This is a genomic window from Thioclava atlantica, assembly GCF_000737065.1.
Lineage (GTDB): Bacteria > Pseudomonadota > Alphaproteobacteria > Rhodobacterales > Rhodobacteraceae > Thioclava > Thioclava atlantica.
In genome coordinates, this window is the sequence record NZ_AQRC01000006.1 from 22,433 (window position 1) to 42,044 (window position 19,612).

20 protein-coding genes are annotated in these 19,612 nt (G+C 66.1%); 10 read left to right on the top strand and 10 right to left on the bottom strand.

Going from position 1 to position 19,612, the window contains the following annotated elements; genetic code table 11:
• Window positions 1-2: 2 nt before the first annotated feature.
• From nusA to pip, 4 genes are all read right to left on the bottom strand, one after another.
• Complete coding sequence (nusA, locus tag DW2_RS08795) at window positions 3-1,634, bottom strand: transcription termination factor NusA (protein WP_038145527.1); 1,632 nt, start codon at window positions 1,632-1,634, stop codon at window positions 3-5.
• A gap of 1 nt (window position 1,635) precedes the next feature.
• Complete coding sequence (rimP, locus tag DW2_RS08800) at window positions 1,636-2,217, bottom strand: ribosome maturation factor RimP (RefSeq protein WP_038145528.1); 582 nt, start codon at window positions 2,215-2,217, stop codon at window positions 1,636-1,638.
• Window positions 2,218-2,356: 139 nt separating this feature from the next.
• The gene (gene tspO / locus DW2_RS08805; protein ID WP_337588239.1) at window positions 2,357-2,812 is read right to left on the bottom strand and encodes a tryptophan-rich sensory protein TspO; all 456 of its coding nucleotides are present in this window, start codon (window positions 2,810-2,812) and stop codon (window positions 2,357-2,359) included.
• Window positions 2,813-2,839: 27 nt separating this feature from the next.
• Window positions 2,840-3,811 (bottom strand): prolyl aminopeptidase, encoded by a 972-nt coding sequence (gene pip / locus DW2_RS08810; protein WP_038145529.1) that lies wholly within the window; start codon window positions 3,809-3,811, stop codon window positions 2,840-2,842.
• Window positions 3,812-3,878: 67 nt separating this feature from the next.
• Here pip and ubiG point away from each other — a divergent pair, with 67 nt between their 5' ends.
• Entirely contained in the window at window positions 3,879-4,622 is a 744-nt protein-coding gene (gene ubiG, locus DW2_RS08815) for a bifunctional 2-polyprenyl-6-hydroxyphenol methylase/3-demethylubiquinol 3-O-methyltransferase UbiG (protein WP_038145531.1), read from the top strand.
• Window positions 4,623-4,804: 182 nt separating this feature from the next.
• Here the strand turns inward: ubiG and mog are convergent, their stop codons facing one another.
• The 3 genes from mog to DW2_RS20060 form a co-directional block, all read right to left on the bottom strand.
• Entirely contained in the window at window positions 4,805-5,341 is a 537-nt protein-coding gene (gene mog / locus DW2_RS08820; protein ID WP_038145533.1) for a molybdopterin adenylyltransferase, read from the bottom strand.
• Window positions 5,338-6,567 carry an argininosuccinate synthase gene (locus tag DW2_RS08825; RefSeq protein ID WP_038145534.1) on the bottom strand — a complete coding sequence of 410 codons (1,230 nt, stop codon included), beginning with the start codon at window positions 6,565-6,567 and terminating at the stop codon, window positions 5,338-5,340. The genes mog and DW2_RS08825 overlap by 4 nt, the downstream gene beginning before the upstream one ends.
• 105 nt (window positions 6,568-6,672) lie before the next feature.
• Complete coding sequence (locus DW2_RS20060; RefSeq protein ID WP_051855737.1) at window positions 6,673-8,043, bottom strand: hypothetical protein; 1,371 nt, start codon at window positions 8,041-8,043, stop codon at window positions 6,673-6,675.
• Window positions 8,044-8,229: 186 nt separating this feature from the next.
• On the opposite strand from DW2_RS20060, the gene ilvA reads away from it, so the two are divergent.
• Window positions 8,230-9,477 (top strand): threonine ammonia-lyase IlvA, encoded by a 1,248-nt coding sequence (gene ilvA, locus DW2_RS08835; protein WP_038145873.1) that lies wholly within the window; start codon window positions 8,230-8,232, stop codon window positions 9,475-9,477.
• A gap of 9 nt (window positions 9,478-9,486) precedes the next feature.
• Here the strand turns inward: ilvA and DW2_RS08840 are convergent, their stop codons facing one another.
• Window positions 9,487-9,816 (bottom strand): Hpt domain-containing protein, encoded by a 330-nt coding sequence (locus tag DW2_RS08840; RefSeq protein WP_038145538.1) that lies wholly within the window; start codon window positions 9,814-9,816, stop codon window positions 9,487-9,489.
• Window positions 9,817-9,966: 150 nt separating this feature from the next.
• On the opposite strand from DW2_RS08840, the gene DW2_RS08845 reads away from it, so the two are divergent.
• On the top strand, window positions 9,967-11,241 hold the full coding sequence (locus DW2_RS08845; RefSeq protein ID WP_038145539.1) for a PP2C family protein-serine/threonine phosphatase: 1,275 nt from the start codon (window positions 9,967-9,969) through the stop codon (window positions 11,239-11,241).
• Window positions 11,242-11,269: 28 nt separating this feature from the next.
• On the opposite strand, the gene DW2_RS08850 is transcribed toward DW2_RS08845, so the two are convergent.
• Entirely contained in the window at window positions 11,270-11,713 is a 444-nt protein-coding gene (locus tag DW2_RS08850) for an NUDIX domain-containing protein (RefSeq protein ID WP_038145542.1), read from the bottom strand.
• Between the two features lie 97 nt (window positions 11,714-11,810).
• Here DW2_RS08850 and hslO point away from each other — a divergent pair, with 97 nt between their 5' ends.
• From hslO to DW2_RS08880, 6 genes are read left to right on the top strand one after another with little or no spacing between them, the layout of a single operon-like run.
• Window positions 11,811-12,830, top strand: a complete 1,020-nt coding sequence (hslO, locus tag DW2_RS08855; protein WP_038145544.1) for an Hsp33 family molecular chaperone HslO — start codon at window positions 11,811-11,813, stop codon at window positions 12,828-12,830.
• On the top strand, window positions 12,823-13,419 hold the full coding sequence (locus tag DW2_RS08860; RefSeq protein ID WP_038145547.1) for an NUDIX hydrolase: 597 nt from the start codon (window positions 12,823-12,825) through the stop codon (window positions 13,417-13,419). Before hslO ends, DW2_RS08860 begins: the two co-directional genes overlap by 8 nt.
• The gene (locus DW2_RS08865) at window positions 13,416-14,549 is read left to right on the top strand and encodes a CCA tRNA nucleotidyltransferase (protein ID WP_038145551.1); all 1,134 of its coding nucleotides are present in this window, start codon (window positions 13,416-13,418) and stop codon (window positions 14,547-14,549) included. Before DW2_RS08860 ends, DW2_RS08865 begins: the two co-directional genes overlap by 4 nt.
• 53 nt (window positions 14,550-14,602) lie before the next feature.
• A complete protein-coding gene (locus tag DW2_RS08870; protein WP_038145553.1) occupies window positions 14,603-16,429 on the top strand; it encodes an ABC transporter ATP-binding protein in 1,827 nt (608 codons plus the stop codon).
• 38 nt (window positions 16,430-16,467) lie between these two features.
• Window positions 16,468-17,694: a class I SAM-dependent RNA methyltransferase gene (locus DW2_RS08875; protein WP_038145556.1), complete on the top strand. Its 1,227-nt coding sequence runs from the start codon at window positions 16,468-16,470 to the stop codon at window positions 17,692-17,694.
• A 58-nt stretch (window positions 17,695-17,752) separates the two neighbouring features.
• Entirely contained in the window at window positions 17,753-18,253 is a 501-nt protein-coding gene (locus DW2_RS08880; RefSeq protein ID WP_038145559.1) for a L,D-transpeptidase family protein, read from the top strand.
• Window positions 18,254-18,288: 35 nt separating this feature from the next.
• Here DW2_RS08880 and dalA read toward each other — a convergent pair whose 3' ends face one another.
• Window positions 18,289-18,804 carry a divisome-associated lipoprotein DalA gene (gene dalA, locus DW2_RS08885; RefSeq protein ID WP_038145561.1) on the bottom strand — a complete coding sequence of 172 codons (516 nt, stop codon included), beginning with the start codon at window positions 18,802-18,804 and terminating at the stop codon, window positions 18,289-18,291.
• Window positions 18,805-18,972: 168 nt separating this feature from the next.
• On the opposite strand from dalA, the gene DW2_RS08890 reads away from it, so the two are divergent.
• Complete coding sequence (locus DW2_RS08890) at window positions 18,973-19,578, top strand: L,D-transpeptidase (protein WP_038145563.1); 606 nt, start codon at window positions 18,973-18,975, stop codon at window positions 19,576-19,578.
• Window positions 19,579-19,612 lie beyond the last annotated feature (34 nt).

Below are 19,612 nucleotides of genomic sequence, written 5' to 3' on the forward strand. Positions count from 1 at the left end.
GCTTACGCCTCGGCCTCCTCCTCGTTCTCTTCCGCGCCTTCCAGTTCGTCGCCCTCGGCCTCATCGGCCTCAAGCTCGGACGGGTCCACCCAGCCAAGCTGGATGCGCGCGGTCATGATCAGGGTCTGCGCCTCTTCGAGGCTGACGTCGAACTTCTCGAGCAGGCCGTCGTCCTTCACGCGCTGGCCGTCGACGGTGGTCCAGCCACCGGCAAGTTCCCAGTCCGCGCAGGTCGCGAAATCCTCGAGCGTCTTGATCCCGTCCTGGGCGAGCGCCTCGACCATTTGCGGGGTCAGCCCCTCGAACGCGATCAGGCTGTCCTCGACACCCAGCTCGCGCGCGGCTTCCAGAGCCTTGCGGTTCTGCTCCTCGATCACGTCGCGGGCGCGGGCTTGCAGCTCTTCGGCCGTGCTCTCGTCCACGCCCTCGATCGAGAGAAGCTCGTCCATGTCGACATAGGCCACTTCCTCGAGCGAGGTGAAGCCTTCGGCGACCAGAAGCTGGGCGAAGAATTCGTCCAGATCCAGCGCATCGACGAACAGCTTGGTCCGCTCGGCGAATTCGGCCTGACGGCGCGCCGACTCCTCGGCCTCGGTCAGGATGTCGATGTCGAGCCCGGTCAGCTGCGAGGCCAGACGCACGTTCTGACCGCGGCGGCCGATCGCGAGCGAGAGCTGCTCGTCGGGCACGACGACCTCGATCTTCTGCGCCTCTTCGTCGATCACGACCTTCGAGACCTCGGCCGGTTGCAGCGCGTTCACGAGGAAGGTGGCCTGATCCTCGTTCCACGGGATGATGTCGATCTTCTCGCCCTGAAGCTCGCCAACGACGGCCTGCACGCGCGAACCGCGCATGCCGACACAGGCGCCGACCGGATCGATCGAGCTGTCATGGCTGATCACGCCGATCTTGGCGCGCGACCCCGGATCACGGGCGACGGCCTTGATCTCGATGATGCCGTCATAGATCTCCGGCACTTCCATCTTGAAGAGCTCGGCCATGAATTGCGGGTCGGTGCGGCTGAGGAAGACCTGCGGACCGCGGGTCTCGCGGCGCACATCCTTCACATAGGCGCGGATGCGGTCATTCGGGCGATAGCTCTCGCGGCCGATCTTCTCGTTGCGGCGCAGGATCGCCTCGCCACGACCGATATCGACGATGATATTGCCGTATTCCTCGCGCTTGACGACGCCGTTGAGGATCGTGCCCACGCGGTCCTTGAACTCTTCGTACTGGCGATCGCGCTCGGCCTCGCGGACCTTCTGCAAGATCACCTGCTTGGCCGATTGCGCGGCGATCCGGCCCAGATCGACGGGCGGCACCTCGTCGACGATCTCGTCGCCGACCTGCGGGTTTTCCATGTATTGCTTGGCCTGCTCGACGGTCAGCTCGGCCTGGTAGTTCTCGAGCTCTTCGTCGGCGACGACGGTACGCACGCGGGTGAAGGTGGCCTTGCCGGTCTTGCGGTCGATCGAGACACGGATGTCCATCTCCGCGCCGTAGCGCGACTTGGCGGCCCGCGCGAGGCTCTCTTCCATCGCCTGGATCACCAGATCCGGGTCGATCATCTTCTCGCGCGCCACCGCCTCAGCGGTCTGCAACAGTTCAAGCTGGTTGGCTGCAGTGATGGCCATCTCAGGTGTCCTCCTCGGGGGATTCGTCGATATCGTCAAAGTCGGTTTCGTCGATGCTGTCGGTGGCCTTCTTCTGGCGCAGCATTTCGGCGATGAGTTCATCGGTCAGCACGAGCTTCGCATCCGCGAGCCAGTCGAATTGCAGGCCGATCACGACCTGTTCGCCCTGTTCCTCGATCTCGATCAACACCTCGGAGCCCTCGGTGCCGCGCAGGATGCCCTTGAAGCGCTTGCGCGTGTCGATCATCTCGGAGGTTTCGATCTTGGCCTCGTAGCCTTCCCAGATGTCGAAATCCTTGAGCCGCGTCAGCGGCCGGTCGATGCCCGGCGAGGACACTTCGAGATTGTATCTCTCCTCGATCGGGTCCTCGACGTCGAGCGCCGCCGAAACGGCGGTGGAAATCTCGGCGCAGTCATCCACGACGATCCCGCCCTCGGGACGGTCGGCCATGATCTGGAGCGTGGCGTTCTTGCCGCCCTGCAGCCGCAGCCGCACGAGCTCGAAGCCCAGCCCCTCGATCACGGGGGTGACGATCTCGGCCAGACGCCGGTCGATGGCGGTCTTGGCGATCAGGTCGGTCATCTTTCTTTCCGATCCTTCAAAAACAAAAAACGGGCCCTCGCGGCCCGTCACACTTTTCCGGTGGGCGTCGGGTTTGGACCCCGGCGCGCCGCTGTTGCAGGGGATATACGCTCCCGCCACGGATTCCGCAAGTCAAACTTCAGATGCGGTTGTCGCGCCAGACGCGCCAGTTCAGCGCGGCCGCCAGACTCAGCCAGACGAGATAGGGCAAGACCAGAAGCCCCGCGATCGGATCGAGCCTCAGGAAGGCCGCGCCCATCGCCGCCACCGCGAGCCAGAGCAGGACGAGAACCCCCATCCCCAACCCGAGCCGATGCGCGCCGAAGAAGACCGGCGTCCAGAGCGTGTTGAGCGCGATCTGCACCGCAAAGAGCGCCAGCGCGACCTGGCTCCCCTCGAGCGGAGCGACACGCGCCGCGGCATAGGCGACCGAGAGGTAGAGATAGGTCCAGGCGACGGGGAACACCCAGTTCGGCGGGGTGAAGCCTGGCTTGCGCAAATCCTCGTACCAGCGGCCCGGGCGGAAGATCACGCCGGTCGCGGCCGCCGCCGCGGAGGCCAGAAGAAACAGCAGGAAATAGCTCAGCACCATCATCCGGACTCCGGTCGTCTTCGCTCCGGGTCAGGATCTAAGCCCATCCATCGTCCGGACAAGCCCCGCCGTGATCCCCGGCTCGCTCAGCGCATGGCCCGCCATCGGCACCAGATCGAGTTTCGCGCGCGCCCAGCCCCGCGCAAGCCGATAGGCCGAGACCGGCGGGCAGATCATGTCGAGCCGCCCCTGCACGATCACCGTCGGGATATGCTCGATCCGGGGCCGGTTGCGCAGGATCTGGTCGTCCTGCTCGAGGAAGGCGCCGTTCCGGAAATAGTGGTTCTCCAGCCGGGCGAACGCGCGGGCGTAATCGGGCGAGGCCTCGCCGGGCGGCCCGTCATAGCTCACCGAAGCGAGCGCGTTCTCCCACATCGCCCAATGCCGCGCATAGCGCGCCTCGGCCATGTAATCGCCCGAGAACAGCCGCTTGTGATAGGCGCCGATCAGATCGTGATGCTCGTCCTCCGGGATCGGCCTGCGGAAATTGGCCCAGAGATCGGGATAGAACTGCCCCGCGCCGCCACCGTAGAACCAGTCGAGCTCGGCCTTCGTCGCCAGGAACACGCCGCGCAGCACCAGCGCCTGCGCCCGGTCGGGGTGGGCCTGCGCATAAAGCAGCGCGAGGGTTGCGCCCCAGCTGCCGCCGAACACGATCCAGCTCTCGATCCCGAGCGCGGCGCGGATCTTCTCCATATCCGAAATCAGGTGCCAGGTCGTATTGGCGGTCACGCTCGCATGGGGCCGCGACAGGCCGCAGCCGCGCTGATCGAAGAGGATGATGCGGTAATGCGCGGGATCGAAGAAGCGCCGCATCGTCGGCGAACAGCCGCCCCCCGGCCCGCCATGACAGACCACCACGGGCTGCCCCTGCGGATGGCCCGATTGCTCGACATAGAGAACATGGCCGTCGCCGACATCGATCCGGCGCTGATCGAACGGTTCGACCGGCGGGTAGAGATGCGCGCCCGATGCGCGCTTTTGCCCTGCTGTTCTGTCCATATCCGGACTATATAGAGCAAAGACACGGCCCGCCATGGGCGTGATGCAAATCAGTGCGAGGAGAGCGATGGCAACCCCGGCAAACAGCATCGACCCGTCCGAAGTCGCGAAATTCGAGGCGATGGCGGCGGAATGGTGGGACCCGAACGGCAAGTTCAAGCCGCTGCATATGCTCAATCCCTGCCGGCTCGACTACATCACCACCCAGATCGCGACCCAGTTCGGCCGCGACCTGACGGCACCGCGCCCCTTCGAAGGCCTGCGCCTGCTCGATATCGGCTGCGGCGGCGGGCTCCTGGCCGAGCCGATGGCGCGGCTGGGCGCGACGGTCGTGGGGGCCGATGCGGCCGAGCGCAACATCCCGGTGGCGCAGCTCCATGCCGAGCAATCGGGTCTCGAGATCGATTACCGCCATTGCGCGGCCGAGGACCTTGCCGCGCAGGGCGAGCAGTTCGACGTGGTGCTCGCGATGGAGATCATCGAGCATGTCGCCGATCCGCAGGGCTTCGTGAACACGATCGAAAGCCTGATGAAGCCGGGCGGGCTGATGATCTGCTCGACGCTCAACCGCAATCCGAAAAGCTACATGGTCGCGATCATCGGCGCCGAGCGGGTGATGCGCTGGCTGCCGGTGGGCACGCATGAATGGTCGAAATTCATCACGCCCGACGAGCTCTACGCGCTGGCGGGAAATGCGCGCCTCGACCCGGTCGACCGCCGCGGCATGGTGTTCAACCCGTTAAGCTGGCGCTGGTCGCTTTCGGAGCGCGATCTGAGCGTGAATTACGTCATCTCCGCGGTGAAGACCTAAGGGGGGAGGGGCTCTGCCCCTCTTCGCATTCGCGAATTCACCCCGGGATATTTCGGTCAAGAGGAAGACCAAAACCTCAGCTTCCCCTTGGTCAAAATATCCCGGGGGGCCCGCAGGGCGGGGGCAGAGCCCCCTGCTCGGCCAGTATCTGTCGCCCTCCGGCGACGGGGGCAGCGCCCCTCTTACTTCTTTTTCGGGCGGAACGCCTCGATCCGCGCGGGATCGGTGTCGATCCGGGCCGCGCCGATCAGGTCGAGGCAATAGGGCACGGCGGCGAAGACCGCATCGAGGCAGGTCGCGATGGCCGAGGGCTTGCCCGGGACCATGATGATCAGCGACTTGCCCGCGATGCCCGCCGATTGGCGCGACAGGATCGCGGTGGGAACCTCGAGAAGCGAGGCGCGGCGCATCTCTTCGCCGAAGCCTGCGAGTTCCTTCTCGATCACATCGGCGCAGCCTTCGGGCGTCTCGTCGCGCGGCGCCGGTCCGGTGCCACCGGTCACCAGGATCAGATCGGCCTCGGCGGCAACGAGTTCGCGCAGTTTTTCGGCGACCGATTCACGCCCGTCGGGGATAATGTGACGTTCGATCTCGAGCGGCGAGGTCACCACGCCGCGCAGGTAGTCCTCGCAGCCCGGACCGCCCTTGTCCTCGTATTCGCCGCGGCTGGCGCGGTCGGAGACGGTGACGATGGCGGCCTTGGGCTGCGAGAGGCTCATTTCTTCACCCGTGCGTTGCGGGTCGCGATCAGCTTCAGGCGCAGCGCGTTGAGCTGGATGAAGCCCGCCGCATCCTTCTGATCGTAGGCGCCCGCATCTTCCTCGAAGGTGACGTGCTTCTCGGAATAGAGCGAGGACTCCGACTGCCGCGCGACGGTCCGGGCCGCACCCTTGAAGAGCATCAGCTTCACCGTGCCGGTGACATATTCCTGCGTCTTGTCGATCAGCGCCTGCAGCGCCTCGCGCTCAGGGCTGAACCAGAAGCCGTTATAGATCAGCTCCGCATAGCGCGGCATGATCGAATCCTTCAGGTGGCCTGCGCCGCTATCGAGCGTGATCTGTTCGATGCCGCGATGCGCCTCGAGCAGGATCGCGCCGCCGGGGGTCTCGTAGACGCCGCGCGATTTCATGCCCACGAAACGGTTTTCCACGAAATCCAGACGGCCGATGCCGTGTTTCTTGCCGTATTCGTTGAGCTTGGTGAGGATCGTCGCGGGGCTCATCGCCTCGCCATTGATCGACACCGCGTCGCCCTGTTCGAAGCCGATCTCGATATATTCGGGCTCGTCGGGGGCCTGCGTCACCGGGTCGTCGGTGCGCTGATAGACGTAATCGGGGGCCATCTCGCCCGGATCTTCCAGCACCTTGCCCTCCGACGAGGTGTGCAGCAGGTTCGCATCGACCGAGAAGGGCGCCTCGCCGCGCTTGTCCTTGGCGATCGGGATCTGGTTCGCTTCGGCGAATTCCAGCAGCTTGGTGCGCGAGGACAGATCCCATTCGCGCCACGGCGCGATCACCTTGATCGCCGGGTCGAGTGCATAGCAGGCCAGCTCGAAGCGGACCTGATCGTTGCCCTTGCCGGTCGCACCATGGGCCACCGCATCGGCACCGGTTTCCTTGGCGATCTCGACGAGGCGCTTGGAGATCAGCGGCCGCGCGATCGAGGTGCCGAGAAGGTACAGACCTTCATAGACCGCATTGGCGCGGAACATCGGGAAGACGAAGTCGCGCACGAACTCTTCGCGGATATCCTCGATATAGATGTTCTCGGGCTTGATGCCGAGCATCTCGGCCTTCTTGCGCGCCGGGTCCAGTTCCTCGCCCTGGCCGAGATCGGCGGTGAAGGTCACGACCTCGCAGCCATATTCGGTCTGCAGCCATTTCAGGATGATCGAGGTATCGAGGCCGCCCGAATAGGCAAGCACAACTTTCTTGGGCGCGGTCATTCGGCAACTCCCGTAATTTTGTTCCGCGACGGGATAGAGCGTTTTTCTGAAATGGACAAGGGCCGCCCAATGGACGGCCCTTTCCGGATCTGCATGGGGTCAGGCTCAGCCCGAGCTGCCCGTATCGGTCGTGACAGCGGGCTCGGTGGTGGCCGTAACCGGCTCGACGGTCGCATCCCCGGCGCTCGCGTCGGGCGCGGACAGACCGAGCAGCTCGTTGAGATAGGCCAGTGCCTCGGGCGAGAGTTCACGCCCGTTCGAGGCCGACAGAAGCGCATCCTGCTGATCCTGCGTCGCGGTCGAAACCTCGGTCTCGAGCTGGCTCACCGATTGCTGCGCGCTGGCGAGCTCGGTCTGGTAGGTCTGCGACGCCTCTAGCTCGGCCTGCAAGGCGGCGATCTGATCGGCATTGGCAGGATCGGTCGCATCGAGCGCGTCGAGATCGGCCTGGATGGCGTCGGGCGAACGGAGGGTCTGCGACTGCAGATCGCTCAGCGATTTCTGTGCCTGCGCGAGCTGCTGATCATAGGTTTGCGCTCCATCGAGTTCCGATTGCAGCGCGGCGAGCTGGGTCTGATAGTCCGCCGCGGTCGGGTCGAGCGCGGCGATATCCGCCTGGATATCGGAGGGGGCGCGGTAATCACCGCCTTGCGCCTCGAGATCGCTCACCGCCTGCTGGGCGGAGGCCAGTTCGGACTGGTAGGCGGTCGAGGCGTCAAGCTCGGACTGAAGCGCGGCAAGCTGATCCTGGTAATCGGGCGCGGTCGGATCGAGCGCATCGATATCGGCCTGGACCGCGTCCGGCGTCCGGATGACCTGCGACTGAAGCTCGGAAAGCGTCTGCTGCGCATCGGCGAGCTGCTGGTCGAGCGCGCCTGCGGCCAGCACCGCCGCCTTGTAGGTGGCGATCCGGCCGACCTGGCTGTTGGGCGCGGCATTCGCGAGCGCGGTGGGGCTCGCATGGGCGGCATTCAGGCCCTTGAGCTCCGAGGCGAGCGCCCCCTGCTTGGTGAAGGAGGCCTTGGTCAGCTTGGGCTTGCCATTGGGCCGGGGCGACTCCGCGACGGCGTAATCGGTCGGGGTGGTCGAGCGAACGCGGGTCTTGGCCGGCTTGGCGGTGACCTTCGTCGTCGCATTGCCGCCCTTCTTGCTGCCGCCGGAGAAGAGATCGTTGAGGAATTTCACCGGGCCGCCGGTAGCGGCATGTGCGGCGCCGGACTTTCCGGGGCTCGACGGCTTGCCATGCGAGGCGGATTTTCCGCCGGCATTGCCGCCGCCGTGGTTGCCGGAATTGCCGCCGCCGTTTCCTCCGCCGTTGCCGCCTCCATTGCCGCCACTGTTGCCACCGCCGTTTCCGCCGCCATTGCCTCCCTTGGCGAAGGCCATGTCATAGCCGGTGAAGTGGCTCGAGGCGACCGGCGCGAAAACGAAGCTCGCTGCCACGAGCGTCACGAACGAGGTTCTCTTGAGGCTCATGAAGCCCTCCCTTGATCGGTTGATCGATTGTTGCGACTTTTGTTCCAATTAGTTCCGGAATGCGGCCAAATCGAGGCAGCCTTGGGCCATGCGCGCCGGCTTGCCGAACCGTCTCCGGCCGTGGCAGCGTTTCGCCAATGCCCGATAATTCTTGCAACAATGCCGCCGCTTCGGCATGGCTTTCATATGAGTGAATTTGCCCTTTCCGCCCTCGCCGCGACCCGTGCCCTGCGCGCCCTCTTCGAGCCGACGCCGTTGCAGCGCAACGATCATCTTTCGGCGCGATTCGACGCCGATATCTGGCTCAAGCGCGAAGACCTGACGCCGGTGCGCTCCTACAAGCTGCGCGGCGCCTTCACGGCGATGCGCAAGCTGCGCGAACGGGACCCGGAGGCCGCGCATTTCGTCTGCGCCTCGGCGGGCAACCATGCGCAGGGCGTGGCTTTCGCCTGCCGCCATTTCGGCGTGAAGGGCACGATCTTCATGCCGGTCACGACCCCGCAGCAAAAGATCGACAAGACCAAGACCTTCGGCGGGGACGCGATCGAGATCGTGCTGACCGGCGACTATTTCGACGACACCCTCACCGCGGCGCAGGCGTTCTGCGCCCAGGCCGAGGCGCATTTTCTCGCGCCCTTCGACGATGCCGACGTGATCGAGGGGCAGGCGTCGGTCGGCGTCGAGATCCTCGACCAGCTGGGCGATCCGCCCGATCTGGTGATCCTGCCGGTCGGCGGCGGCGGGCTGGCGGCCGGCGTCACCGGATATCTGCGCGCGACCGCGCCCGACACGCGGTTCCGCTTTGTCGAGCCTCTGGGCGGGGCGAGCCTGCGTGCGGCGGTCGAGGCAGGGCATCCGGTCACGCTCGAGTCGGTCAACAGCTTCGTCGATGGCGCCGCGGTGGCGCGGATCGGCGCGCGGCCCTTCGAGGAACTTCGCTGGGTCACTCCCGAGATGATCCGCCTCGCCCCCGAGGACCGGATCTGCATCACCATGCTCGAGATGCTCAATGTCGAGGGGATCGTGCTCGAACCCGCCGGAGCGATGTCGATCGACGTCCTTCCCGAACTCGCCGAGGAGATCCGCGGCAAGCGCGTGGTCTGCATCACCTCGGGCGGCAATTTCGATTTCGAGCGGCTGCCGGAAGTGCGCGAGCGGGCGCAACGCTATTCGGGTCTGAAGAAATACTTCATCCTGCGGCTGCCGCAGCGCCCCGGCGCCTTGCGCGATTTCCTTCAGATGCTGGGGCCCGATGACGACATCGCGCGGTTCGAATATCTCAAGAAATCGGCGCGCAACTTCGGCTCTGTCCTGATCGGGATCGAAACCAAGCGCGCCGAGAACTTCACCGAGCTTTTCGATCGGCTCGACCGCGAGGGCTTCGTCTGGCGCGACATTACCGAAGACGAGACGCTCGCCGAGTTCCTGATCTGAGGGGCGGTGTCACGCCGCTTCGGTGAACTCCGCCAAACGTCCCATGAAAAGGGTCTTCGATTCGCTGTAGACTTCGAGGATCGCGGGCACGTTGACCTCGCCGCCGGCACCTGCAGCGGCGAGACGTTCGCCCTGCTGGCAAAGCCCGCCGAAGTCGCGAAACCCGAGATTCCATGCCGACCCCTTGAGGAAATGCAGATCTTCCTCGAGCCGGGCGGGGCGTTGCCCCAGGCTCATCACGACGCTCTCGACCTCATCGAGAAAGAGGTCCACCACCTCCGCGAACCCGTCCGCGCCGATTTCCGAGCGCAATTCGCGCACACGATCCCAATCGATCATTGGACCCTCCGGCCACCCGTTCCTACTTCACCGGCTACCGACCGTAGCGAGGAAAGATTTCCGAAGGCTTAAACACGCTCGGCTGCGGCTTTTCACCGAATCTTAGGCCCTCCCCGTCTTTGATGAAGCCAACGCAACCCGGATGACGAGATGGCGAGAACAAGCGCGGCCGAGAGGTTCGACACGCAGAGGCCCGGCCGCAACCCGCGCGGCGGGAATGCCCGCAATGTCCTCGTCGTCGATGACAGCCGGATGCAGCGGCGTATCCTTTCGGCGCAACTGTCACGCTCGGGCTATCGCGTGACCGAAGCCGGCAGCGCCGAGGAGGCGCTCGAGATCTGCGCCGCGACCGAGCCCGACATCGTGATCTCGGACTGGATGATGGCGGGGATGAGCGGACCGGAATTCTGCCGCAGCTTCCGCGAGATGCAGCGCCGCAGTTACGGCTACTTCATCCTGCTCACCTCGAAGACGGAAAAGACCGACGTCACGCATGGGCTCGAAAGCGGGGCGGATGATTTCCTTTCCAAACCCGTCAACGGGGAGGAATTGCGCGCCCGGCTGAGTGCGGGCACGCGCATCCTCTCGATGCAGGAGGAACTGGCCGCGAAGAACCGCCTTCTGCACGAGGCGCAGGAGGTGATCGAACGCGATCTGCAGGAGGCGCGCAAACTCCAGCAAAGTCTGGTACGCGAACGATTCCGCGATTTCGGCTCGGCGGAGGTGGCGCTGACGCTGCGTCCCTGCGGCCATGTCGGCGGCGACCTGGTCGGGTTCTTCCCGATCAACGCGCGTCGCATCGGGCTCTACGCGATCGACGTATCGGGCCACGGCATCACCTCGGCGCTGATGATGGCGCGCGTCGCCGGCTATATCTCGGGCAGCCTGCCGACCCAGAATATCGCGCTCGTCGACACGCCCGAAGGCGGCAAGGAGGGCCGCCCGCCCGCCGAACTCGCAGCGCTGTTGAACCATCTCGTGCTCGAGGAAATGAAGACCGAGAGCTATTTCACCCTCGCCTATGCCGATATCGACCTCGAAACGGGACGCGCGGAACTCGTGCAGGCGGGCCATCCCTACCCGATGCTGCTGCGCGCGGGCGGGGCGGTGGAATTTCTCGGGGAGGGCGGTTTGCCGATCGGGCTGATCCCCGACGCCCGCTATGAAAGCGTCTCCGCCCGGCTCGGCCCGGGCGACCGGCTGGTGCTCGTGTCGGACGGGCTGACCGAGGCGACCGATCCGGAGGGACGAATGATAGACGAGGCCAGGCTGGCCGCGATCATGCGCAAGTTCTCACGGCTCGAGGGCCGGGCCTTCCTCGACGCTTTGCTATGGGAGATCGACGACTACACCGAAAGCGCGATCAATGACGACGTGTCGGCTGCCTCTTTCGAATTCCACGGCCCGGCTGCCCCGACACCCTGAACGCGCGTCCTTGCTGCGCCGCCCTCGGTCAGAGGGTCCGGAGCGCCTGCCAGAGGAAATGCCGGTCGCCCTCGTTGGCGAGCGCGTCGAGCGCTTCGCCCGGCGCCATCCAATGCGCGCTATGTCCCGGCTCGCTCGGCGCGCCCCGGCGCAGGACCGGGCGGGCCGTCCAGATCGAGCAGAGCTTCTCGGCCCAGAACTCGTATTCCGGCATGTAGGTAAAGCGCCGATAGGCGCCGAGACGGCGCAGCCCGGTGATCGCCCAGCCGGTTTCCTCGCGCACCTCGCGATGCAGCGCATCGATCGCGCCCTCTCCGGGATCGATGCCCCCGCCAGGCAGCTGGAACTCGGGCAGTGGCGCCTCCTGATGGGTCACCAGCACGCGGCCGTCGCGGATCAGCACCGCATAGGCGCCGGGGCGCAAGCGGTAGTTTTGGCCGGGTTTCACGCTTTCTCCGAACCGCGCGATCATGGCTGCTCCTTGGGTCTGCGGTTGCTCCGCCTATATAGGGGCTGTATGGCAGGCCGAGCGCCGCCCGAAAACCCCTCAGGAGCCCTGCAGGAGCACCATGTCCAAGCTATCCCAAATCGCATGGGACGATACCGTTCTGCCCTTCCAGCTCGACCGTTCCGACATTCGCGGCCGCGTGGCGCGGCTCGATGGCGTGCTCGAGAACGTGCTTTCGCAACATGACTATCCGCGCGCCGTGGAGATGCTCGTGGCCGAGGCCGCGCTGCTCACCGCGCTGATCGGCCAGACCGTCAAGCTGCGCTGGAAGCTGTCGCTGCAGATCCGCGGCAATGGCCCGATCCGGATCATCGCCACCGATTACTACGCCCCGGCGAAAGAGGGTGCGCCGGCGCGCATCCGGGCCTGGGCCAGTTTCGATGCCGAGGCGCTCGATCCCGCCGCCGACCCGTTCGGGCAGATCGGACAGGGCTATTTCGCGATCCTGATCGACCAGGGCAAGGGGACCACGCCCTATCAGGGGATCACGCCGCTCGCCGCGGGCTCGCTGCGCGCCTGCGCCGAGGCCTATTTCGCCCAGTCCGAGCAGCTTCCGACCCGGTTCGAGCTCTCCTTCGGCCGCTCCGTCCTGCCGGGCCAGGCCGAGACCTGGCGCGCCGGCGGGGTGATGCTGCAGCACATGCCGCCCGCCTCGCCCTCGGTCGCGGCCTCCGAAGGCTCGGGCGATGGCGGCCTGCTCACGCCCGACGACATCCTTGACGGGGAAGAGGGCGAGAACTGGGCGCGCGCGAATATCCTGCTCGACACGGTCGAGGACATGGAACTGATCGGCCCCACGGTTCAGCCGACCGAGCTGCTGGTGCGCCTGTTCCACGAGGAAGCCCCGCGCGTCTTCGATCCGCAGCGAGTGGAATTCGGCTGCACCTGCTCGGCGGACCGGGTGCGCCAGTCGCTCTCGATCTACTCCGCGCGCGACATCGCACATATGACGACCGACGAGGGAATCGTCACGGCCGATTGCCAGTTCTGCGGCGCGCATTACGAGTTCGACCCGCTCACGCTCGGCTTCGAAGCGCAGAAGAACCCCGATGGCAGCCCGCGCGAGGACAGTGATGGCTGATCCGCTCGCCCCGGTTCTGGCCGCGCTGGCGCGACCGGGGCGGCCCTCTTCGGATTACGACCTGAACCCCGACATCACCCTCCCCGAGGGTCGCAGCCTGCGCCCCGCCGGCGTGCTCGTGGCCTTCGACTGTTTCGGCCCCGAGCCGCGGCTGCACCTGACCAAGCGCAGTTCGCATCTGCGCCACCATCCCGGACAGATCTCCTTTCCCGGCGGCAAGGTCGATCCCGAGGATGAGGGGCCCGTGGGTGCAGCCCTGCGCGAGTCGCGCGAGGAAATCGGCTTGCCGCGCGAGCATGTCGAAATTCTCGGCACGTTCGAGCCGCATGAGACCGTCACCTCCTTCCTGGTCACGCCCGTTCTGGCGCGGATCCACACGCCCTTCGAGGTGATCCCGGAAGCCGGCGAGGTGGCCGAGGCCTTCACCGTCCCGCTCTCCCATATCGCCGATCCCGCCAATTTCAGGGTCGAATCGCGCCGCTGGCGGGGCGTGCGGCGGCACTATTTCGTGGCGCCTTACGGCCCCTATTACATCTGGGGCGCCACCGCGCGTATATTGCGGGCATTGGCGGACCGGATGGCGGAATGAAACTGACCGGGGACTGGATCGAGGCGGCCCATACCCAGCAAGTCCTTGCAATGCTCGAGGCGGGGGGGCATCAGGCGCTGCTCGTGGGCGGTTGCGTGCGCAACAGCGCGCTCGGCCAGCCCGTCCACGATATCGATATCGCGACCGATGCTCGGCCCGAGCGGGTGATCGCGCTCGCCGAGGCGGCGGGGCTCAAGCCCGTGCCCACCGGCATCGATCACGGCACGATTACCGTCGTCGCCGATCACAAGCCGCACGAGATCACCACCTTCCGCCGCGATGTCGAGACCCATGGCCGGCATGCGACGGTCGCCTTTTCCGATGATATCGCGGAGGATGCGGCGCGGCGCGATTTCACTATGAACGCGCTTTACGCCCGCGCCGACGGCACCGTGATCGACCCGCTCGAAACCGGGCTCGAGGATCTCGCGGCGCGCCATGTCCGTTTCGTCGGCGACGCGCAGGCGCGGATCCGCGAAGATTACCTGCGCATCTTGCGGTTCTTCCGCTTCACCGCCTGGTACGGGCGCGAACTCGATGCCGACGGATTGGCGGCCTGCGCCGAGAATTGCGCTGGAATAGAGACGCTTTCGCGCGAGCGGCTCGGCGCGGAGATGCGTAAGCTCCTCGCCGCTCCCGATCCGTCGCGGGCGGTGGCGGCGATGGCGCAGGCGGGGGTGCTGACCGCCGTGCTGCCGGGCGCCGATGCCCGCGCGCTCGCGCCGCTCATCCATCTCGAGGACCGGCCCGCCGATGCGATCCGGCGGCTTGCGGTGCTCGGTGGCGATGGGGTCGCCGAACGGTTGCGGCTGTCCAACCGCGATGCGCGGCGGCTCGAAACCTTCAAGGAGGCAATCTCGGGCAGCGGCGATCCGGCGGTGCTCGGCTACCGGTACGGGGAGGAAGACGGTGCTTCCGCCCTTCTGCTGCGTCAGGCCCTCATGGGGCAGGAAATGCCGGACGGGTGGCAGAAAAGGCTCTGTTTCGGCGCAAAACAGGAATTTCCGCTCCGCGCAGCCGACCTGATGCCCGACTATCAGGGCAAGGCGCTCGGTGAGCGCCTGCGCGCTCTGGAGCTGCGCTGGATCGAGTCCGGCTTCTCCCTCGATCGCGCTGCGCTCTTGCGCTGACGCTTCCCCTTGCAGGGGGACGGGCTATATCCTGTCCCTGAAAGCGAGAGAGCATGATCGACCCGTTTGAACCTTCCTCCGGTCCGCCGCCGCAACGGCTGGGCGCGTTCCTGAACTGGTGCCTTGCAGGCGCGGGCAGGGTGATCGCCATCGCGGGCGCCGCTTCGGTGATCGCCGGTTCGATGGAAGTGGTCTCCGCCTGGCTTCTGGGGCGCGTGATCGACGCGGCGCTGGCCTCGGGGGCCGAGCGCGTTCTCGCGGCGAATGCCGGGCTTCTGGCGCTTTTCGTCGGCTTCTATCTGCTCCTGCGCCCGCTGGCCTTCGCGGCGAGCTCGGCCACGACGAACCTGCTGGTCCAGCCCAATATCCTGCCGCTGGTGCTGTCGCGGCTGCATCGCTGGACGATGGGGCAGGACGTGACTTTCTTCGACAACGATTTTGCGGGACGCATCGCGCAAAAGCAGATGCAGACGGCGCGCGCCGTGACCGACACGGTCGCCGAGACGATCAACACCGCGCTCTTCGCCGCGGCCTCGGTGCTGGGTTCGATCATCCTGCTTCTGGGGATCGACCGCTGGGGCGCGCTCGGGCTCGTGCTCTGGGCGATCGGCCTCGGGTTCCTGATCCGCGCCTTCCTGCCCCGGGTGCGCGGGCGGTCCAAGGCGCGCGCGGCGGCACGCGCCATGGTGACGGGGCAGGTCGTGGACACGATCACCAATATCAAGACGGTCAAGCTGTTCGCCCATTCCGATCATGAAGACCGCGCAGCACTTGCCGCGATGGAGGCGTTTCGGGCCAGAACAGTCTCTTTCGGCAAGGTCTCGAGCCTCTATCGCACCGTTCAGATGGCCTATTCCGGGCTCTTGCCGGTGATGCTGGTGGGCGGCGCGATCCTGCTCTGGTCGCGCGGAGCGGCGAGCGCGGGCGATATCGCCGCCTCGGGTGCGATCGCGATACGGCTGGCGCAGATGTCGGGCTGGGTCTCGACGGCGCTGATGGGGCTCTGGACCCATATCGGCGAGGTCGAGGACGGGATGCGGACGCTGGCGCGCGCGCATGGCCTGACCGATGCCCCCGATGCGCGCGAGCTTGGGCATGTGGCGGGCGCGATCCGCTTCGACGATGTCGCCTTCGCCTATGGGCGCCAGAGCGGGGGCGTCGCGCGGATCGATCTCGACATCCGCGCGGGCGAGCGGATCGGGATCGTCGGCGCCTCGGGGGCGGGGAAATCGACGCTCGTCGCCCTGCTGCTCAGACTCTATGACACCGAAAGCGGCCGCATCCTGATCGACGAAACGGATATCCGCGACGTGACGCAGGAGAGCCTGCGCCGCCAGATCGCGATGGTCACGCAGGAGACCGCGATGTTCAATCGCTCTGCGCGCGAGAACATCCTCTATGGCCGGCCCGATGCCAGCGAGGAAGATCTGATCGCCGCGGCGAAACAGGCCGAGGCGCATGAGTTCATCCTCGATCTCGTCGATCACGAGGGCAATCGCGGCTATGCGGCAAAGCTTGGCGAGCGGGGGGTGAAGCTCTCGGGCGGGCAGCGGCAGCGGATCGCCCTGGCGCGGGCCTTCCTCAAGGATGCGCCGATCCTGGTGCTCGACGAGGCGACCTCGGCGCTCGATTCCGAGGTCGAGGCCGAGATCCAGCGCGCTCTGCACCGGGTGATGGCGGGCAAGACCGTGCTTGCCATCGCGCATCGGCTCAGCACGATCGCCGAGATGGACCGGATCGTGGTGCTCGACGCGGGACAGATCGTCGAACAGGGCAGCCACGAGGAACTGCTCGCGGCGAACGGGCTCTATGCGCGCTACTGGTCGCGGCAGTCGGGCGGGTTCCTGACCTGCGACGAGACAGAGAACGCGGCGGAATAGGCTCTTTTTCAAACACGCGAGGCGGGGTAGAGGACGGCATGACCTATGTGATCGAACGACTCTCCGTACATGCCGACGGCGTGGCCCATGGTCCCGAAGGGACCGTGCATGTCGCGATGGCCCTGCCCGGCGAGGAAGTGTCCGGCGAGGTCATGGGCGGCCGGATCGCCGCGCCGAAGATCCTCACCCCCTCGCCCGAACGCGTGAAGGCGCCCTGCCCGCATTACCGCTCCTGCGGCGGCTGCGTCTTGCAGCACGCCTCGGAGGATTTCACCGCCGCATGGAAGATGGATGTGGTGCGCCAGGCGCTCGCGGCGCGCGGCCTCGATTCTCCGGAGATGACGATCACGACCTCGCCGCTCGGCGCGCGCAAACGCGCGACCCTGTCGGGGCGGCGCACGAAGAAGGGCACGCTGGTCGGGTTTCACGCGCGCACCTCCGGTACCGTGGTCGAGGTGCCGCATTGCCTGATCCTGCGGCCCGAACTGATCGCGGCGCTCCCGGCCCTGCACGAGGCGACGGCGCTTGCGGGATCGCGCAAGGGCGAGATCGCCTTCGCATTGACCCTGTCCGAGGCGGGTCTCGAGATCGCGGCGACCGGTGGAAAAGAGACTGATCCGGCGCAGTTCGAGGCTTTGTCGCAATTCGCCCGCAGCCATGACCTCGCCCGGCTCAGCTGGAACGGCGAGGTGATCGCCGCCCGCCGCCCGGCTCTCCAACGCTTCGGAAAGGCCCAGGTCGTCCCGCCGCCCGGCGCCTTCCTGCAGGCCACCGATCACGGCGCGGCGGCGCTGGTCGCCTTCGCCAAGGCGGCGACCGGCGGGGCCGGCCGCGTGGCCGATCTCTTTGCCGGCTGCGGCACTTTCGCGCTGCCGCTGGCCGAGCAGGCCGAGGTGCATGCGGTCGAGGGCTCGGCCGAGATGGTCGCGGCGCTCGATCAGGGCTGGCGCCAGGCCCAAGGGCTCCACCGCGTCACGACCGAAGCGCGCGACCTCTTCCGCCGCCCGCTCCTTCCCGACGAGCTTGCGAAGTTCGACGCCGTGGTGCTCGACCCCCCGCGCGCCGGGGCGCAGGCGCAGATCGCCGAGATCGCGGCTTCCGATCTCGCGCGTCTCGTCCATGTCTCGTGCAATCCGGTCACCTTCGCGCGCGATGCACAGGTGCTGATCGGAGCCGGTTTCGCGCTGACGAAACTTCTCGTCGTCGATCAGTTCCGTTTTTCCGCTCATGTGGAGCTTGCGGCGCTGTTCACCCGTGGAAGCTAGAGCGAAAATCCGCTAAAAGAGTCGGAAAAGAGCAGCTCAATCCGAACAGGTCCAAAAAATGAACCGTCGAACCCTCCTTCTGGGCGCGAGCGCCCTCGGTGCCCTCGCCGCCTGCGGCGATTCCGGCAAATTCGTTGCCTATAAAGGCCCCCCCGTCACCCAGGTCCAGGTCTACAAATCGAAGCGGATGATGTACCTGCTTTCGGGCGACAAGGTGCTCGAAAGCTACAAGATCGGCCTTGGCGGCGATCCGGTCGGCCCCAAGCATTTCGAAGGCGACGGCAAGACGCCCGAGGGCTTCTATTACATCAACCGGCGCAACCCGAACTCGGCCTATTACCTCTCGCTCGGGATCAGCTATCCCAACACTCAGGACATGGCCTTCGCCGAGGCGCAGGGGAAGTCCCCCGGCGGCGACATCTTCATTCACGGCCGCGACGGCAAGAACAAGGGCAAGGGCAGCGACTGGACGGCGGGCTGCATCGCCGTGAAGGACAAGGAGATCCGCGACATCTACGCGATGGTCCGCGACGGGACGCCGATCTTCATCTTCCCCTGAACGAAGAAGGGCCCCGCGAGGGGCCCTTTTCACGATCAGTTCCCGGTGACCATCGTCCACCAGATCTTGCCCGAGGGCTCCTGATACCAGGAGAAGCCCATCTGGGTGGCGGCCGGATTCAGGATCACGTCGCGGGTCTCGGGAACCTTCATCCAGGCCGCGAGCGTATCCATCTCGGTCTCGTAGGTCTCGGAGATGTTCTCGCCCAGAACGGTTCCGGAATACCCTGCGCGCTGCGCCCGGTCGAGCGGCGAGGAGCCGTCCGAACCCCAATGCCAGGGCCGGTTCTGCGACGCCATGTCCTTCGAATGGGCAAGCGCCGCGGTGGTCAGCGCATCGTTGAGCACCAGCGGCGCGGCGCCGCGGGCCGAGCGCAGGCTGTTGACTGCCTCGAGAACCCGCCCGGGGATGACCTGCGCATCGCGCCCGGTGATGTTGTAGACCTTCGGCAGCGGCAACCCGTCGGGGCCGAGCTTCGGCTGTTGGTCGGTCGGCTGGCACGCAGCCAGAGCAAGAACCGCAGAAATCGCGAAAGTAGTGGCACGCAACATGTCTTCTCAGCCTGTTGTTAACCCGTCATACTGCCTTACACGCTTGCTTTTGCGGGCGCAAACCCTCTCGTGGAGACGAGACGCTTTCATCGCCGGTTTGATTTGCGCGACGGTATCGCTCTCCCTATAGTCAGTGATCATGCCGAAGCCGTGATCACGGAGGGTGCCATGGCCAAGTCGCGCAGCAGTTTCGGCCGCCGCAGATTTCTGGGCGGGATCGCGTCGATCGGGGCGGGACTGGCGATGCCGGTCGTCGCACAGACCCCCGATGCCGGCCTCGAACAGTTCGAGACCAGCGCCTTCACCAACCAGCGGCGCAACATCTCGAGCTTCCAGAACCGCGACTGGAGCGAGTATTTCTCGACGCTCCGCTACGGCGCGATCCTCGTGGACACGCAGTCGCGCGCACTTCACTTCTGGTCCGAGGACGAGACGATCTATCGCCTCTATCCGACCTCGGTGCCGGTCTCGGAGGAGTTGACGCGGCGGGGCCGCACCGAGGTCGTGCGCAAGGTCGAAGGGCCGAGCTGGGCGCCCACGCCCTCGATGAAGCGGCGCAACCCCGAATGGCCCGATTACGTGCCGCCCGGCCCGGACAATCCGCTGGGGACGCACGCGCTCTACCTGTCCTGGCGCTATTACAGGATCCATGGCACCCACGACACGCGCAAGATCGGGCGCAAGAGCTCCAACGGCTGCATCGGGCTCTATAATGAACATATCCGGGAACTGTTCGGCTACGCCAAGATCGGCACCCAGGTGCTGCTGATCTGAGCCAGCGAAGGGGCGCTGCCCCTCGGCCTGCGGC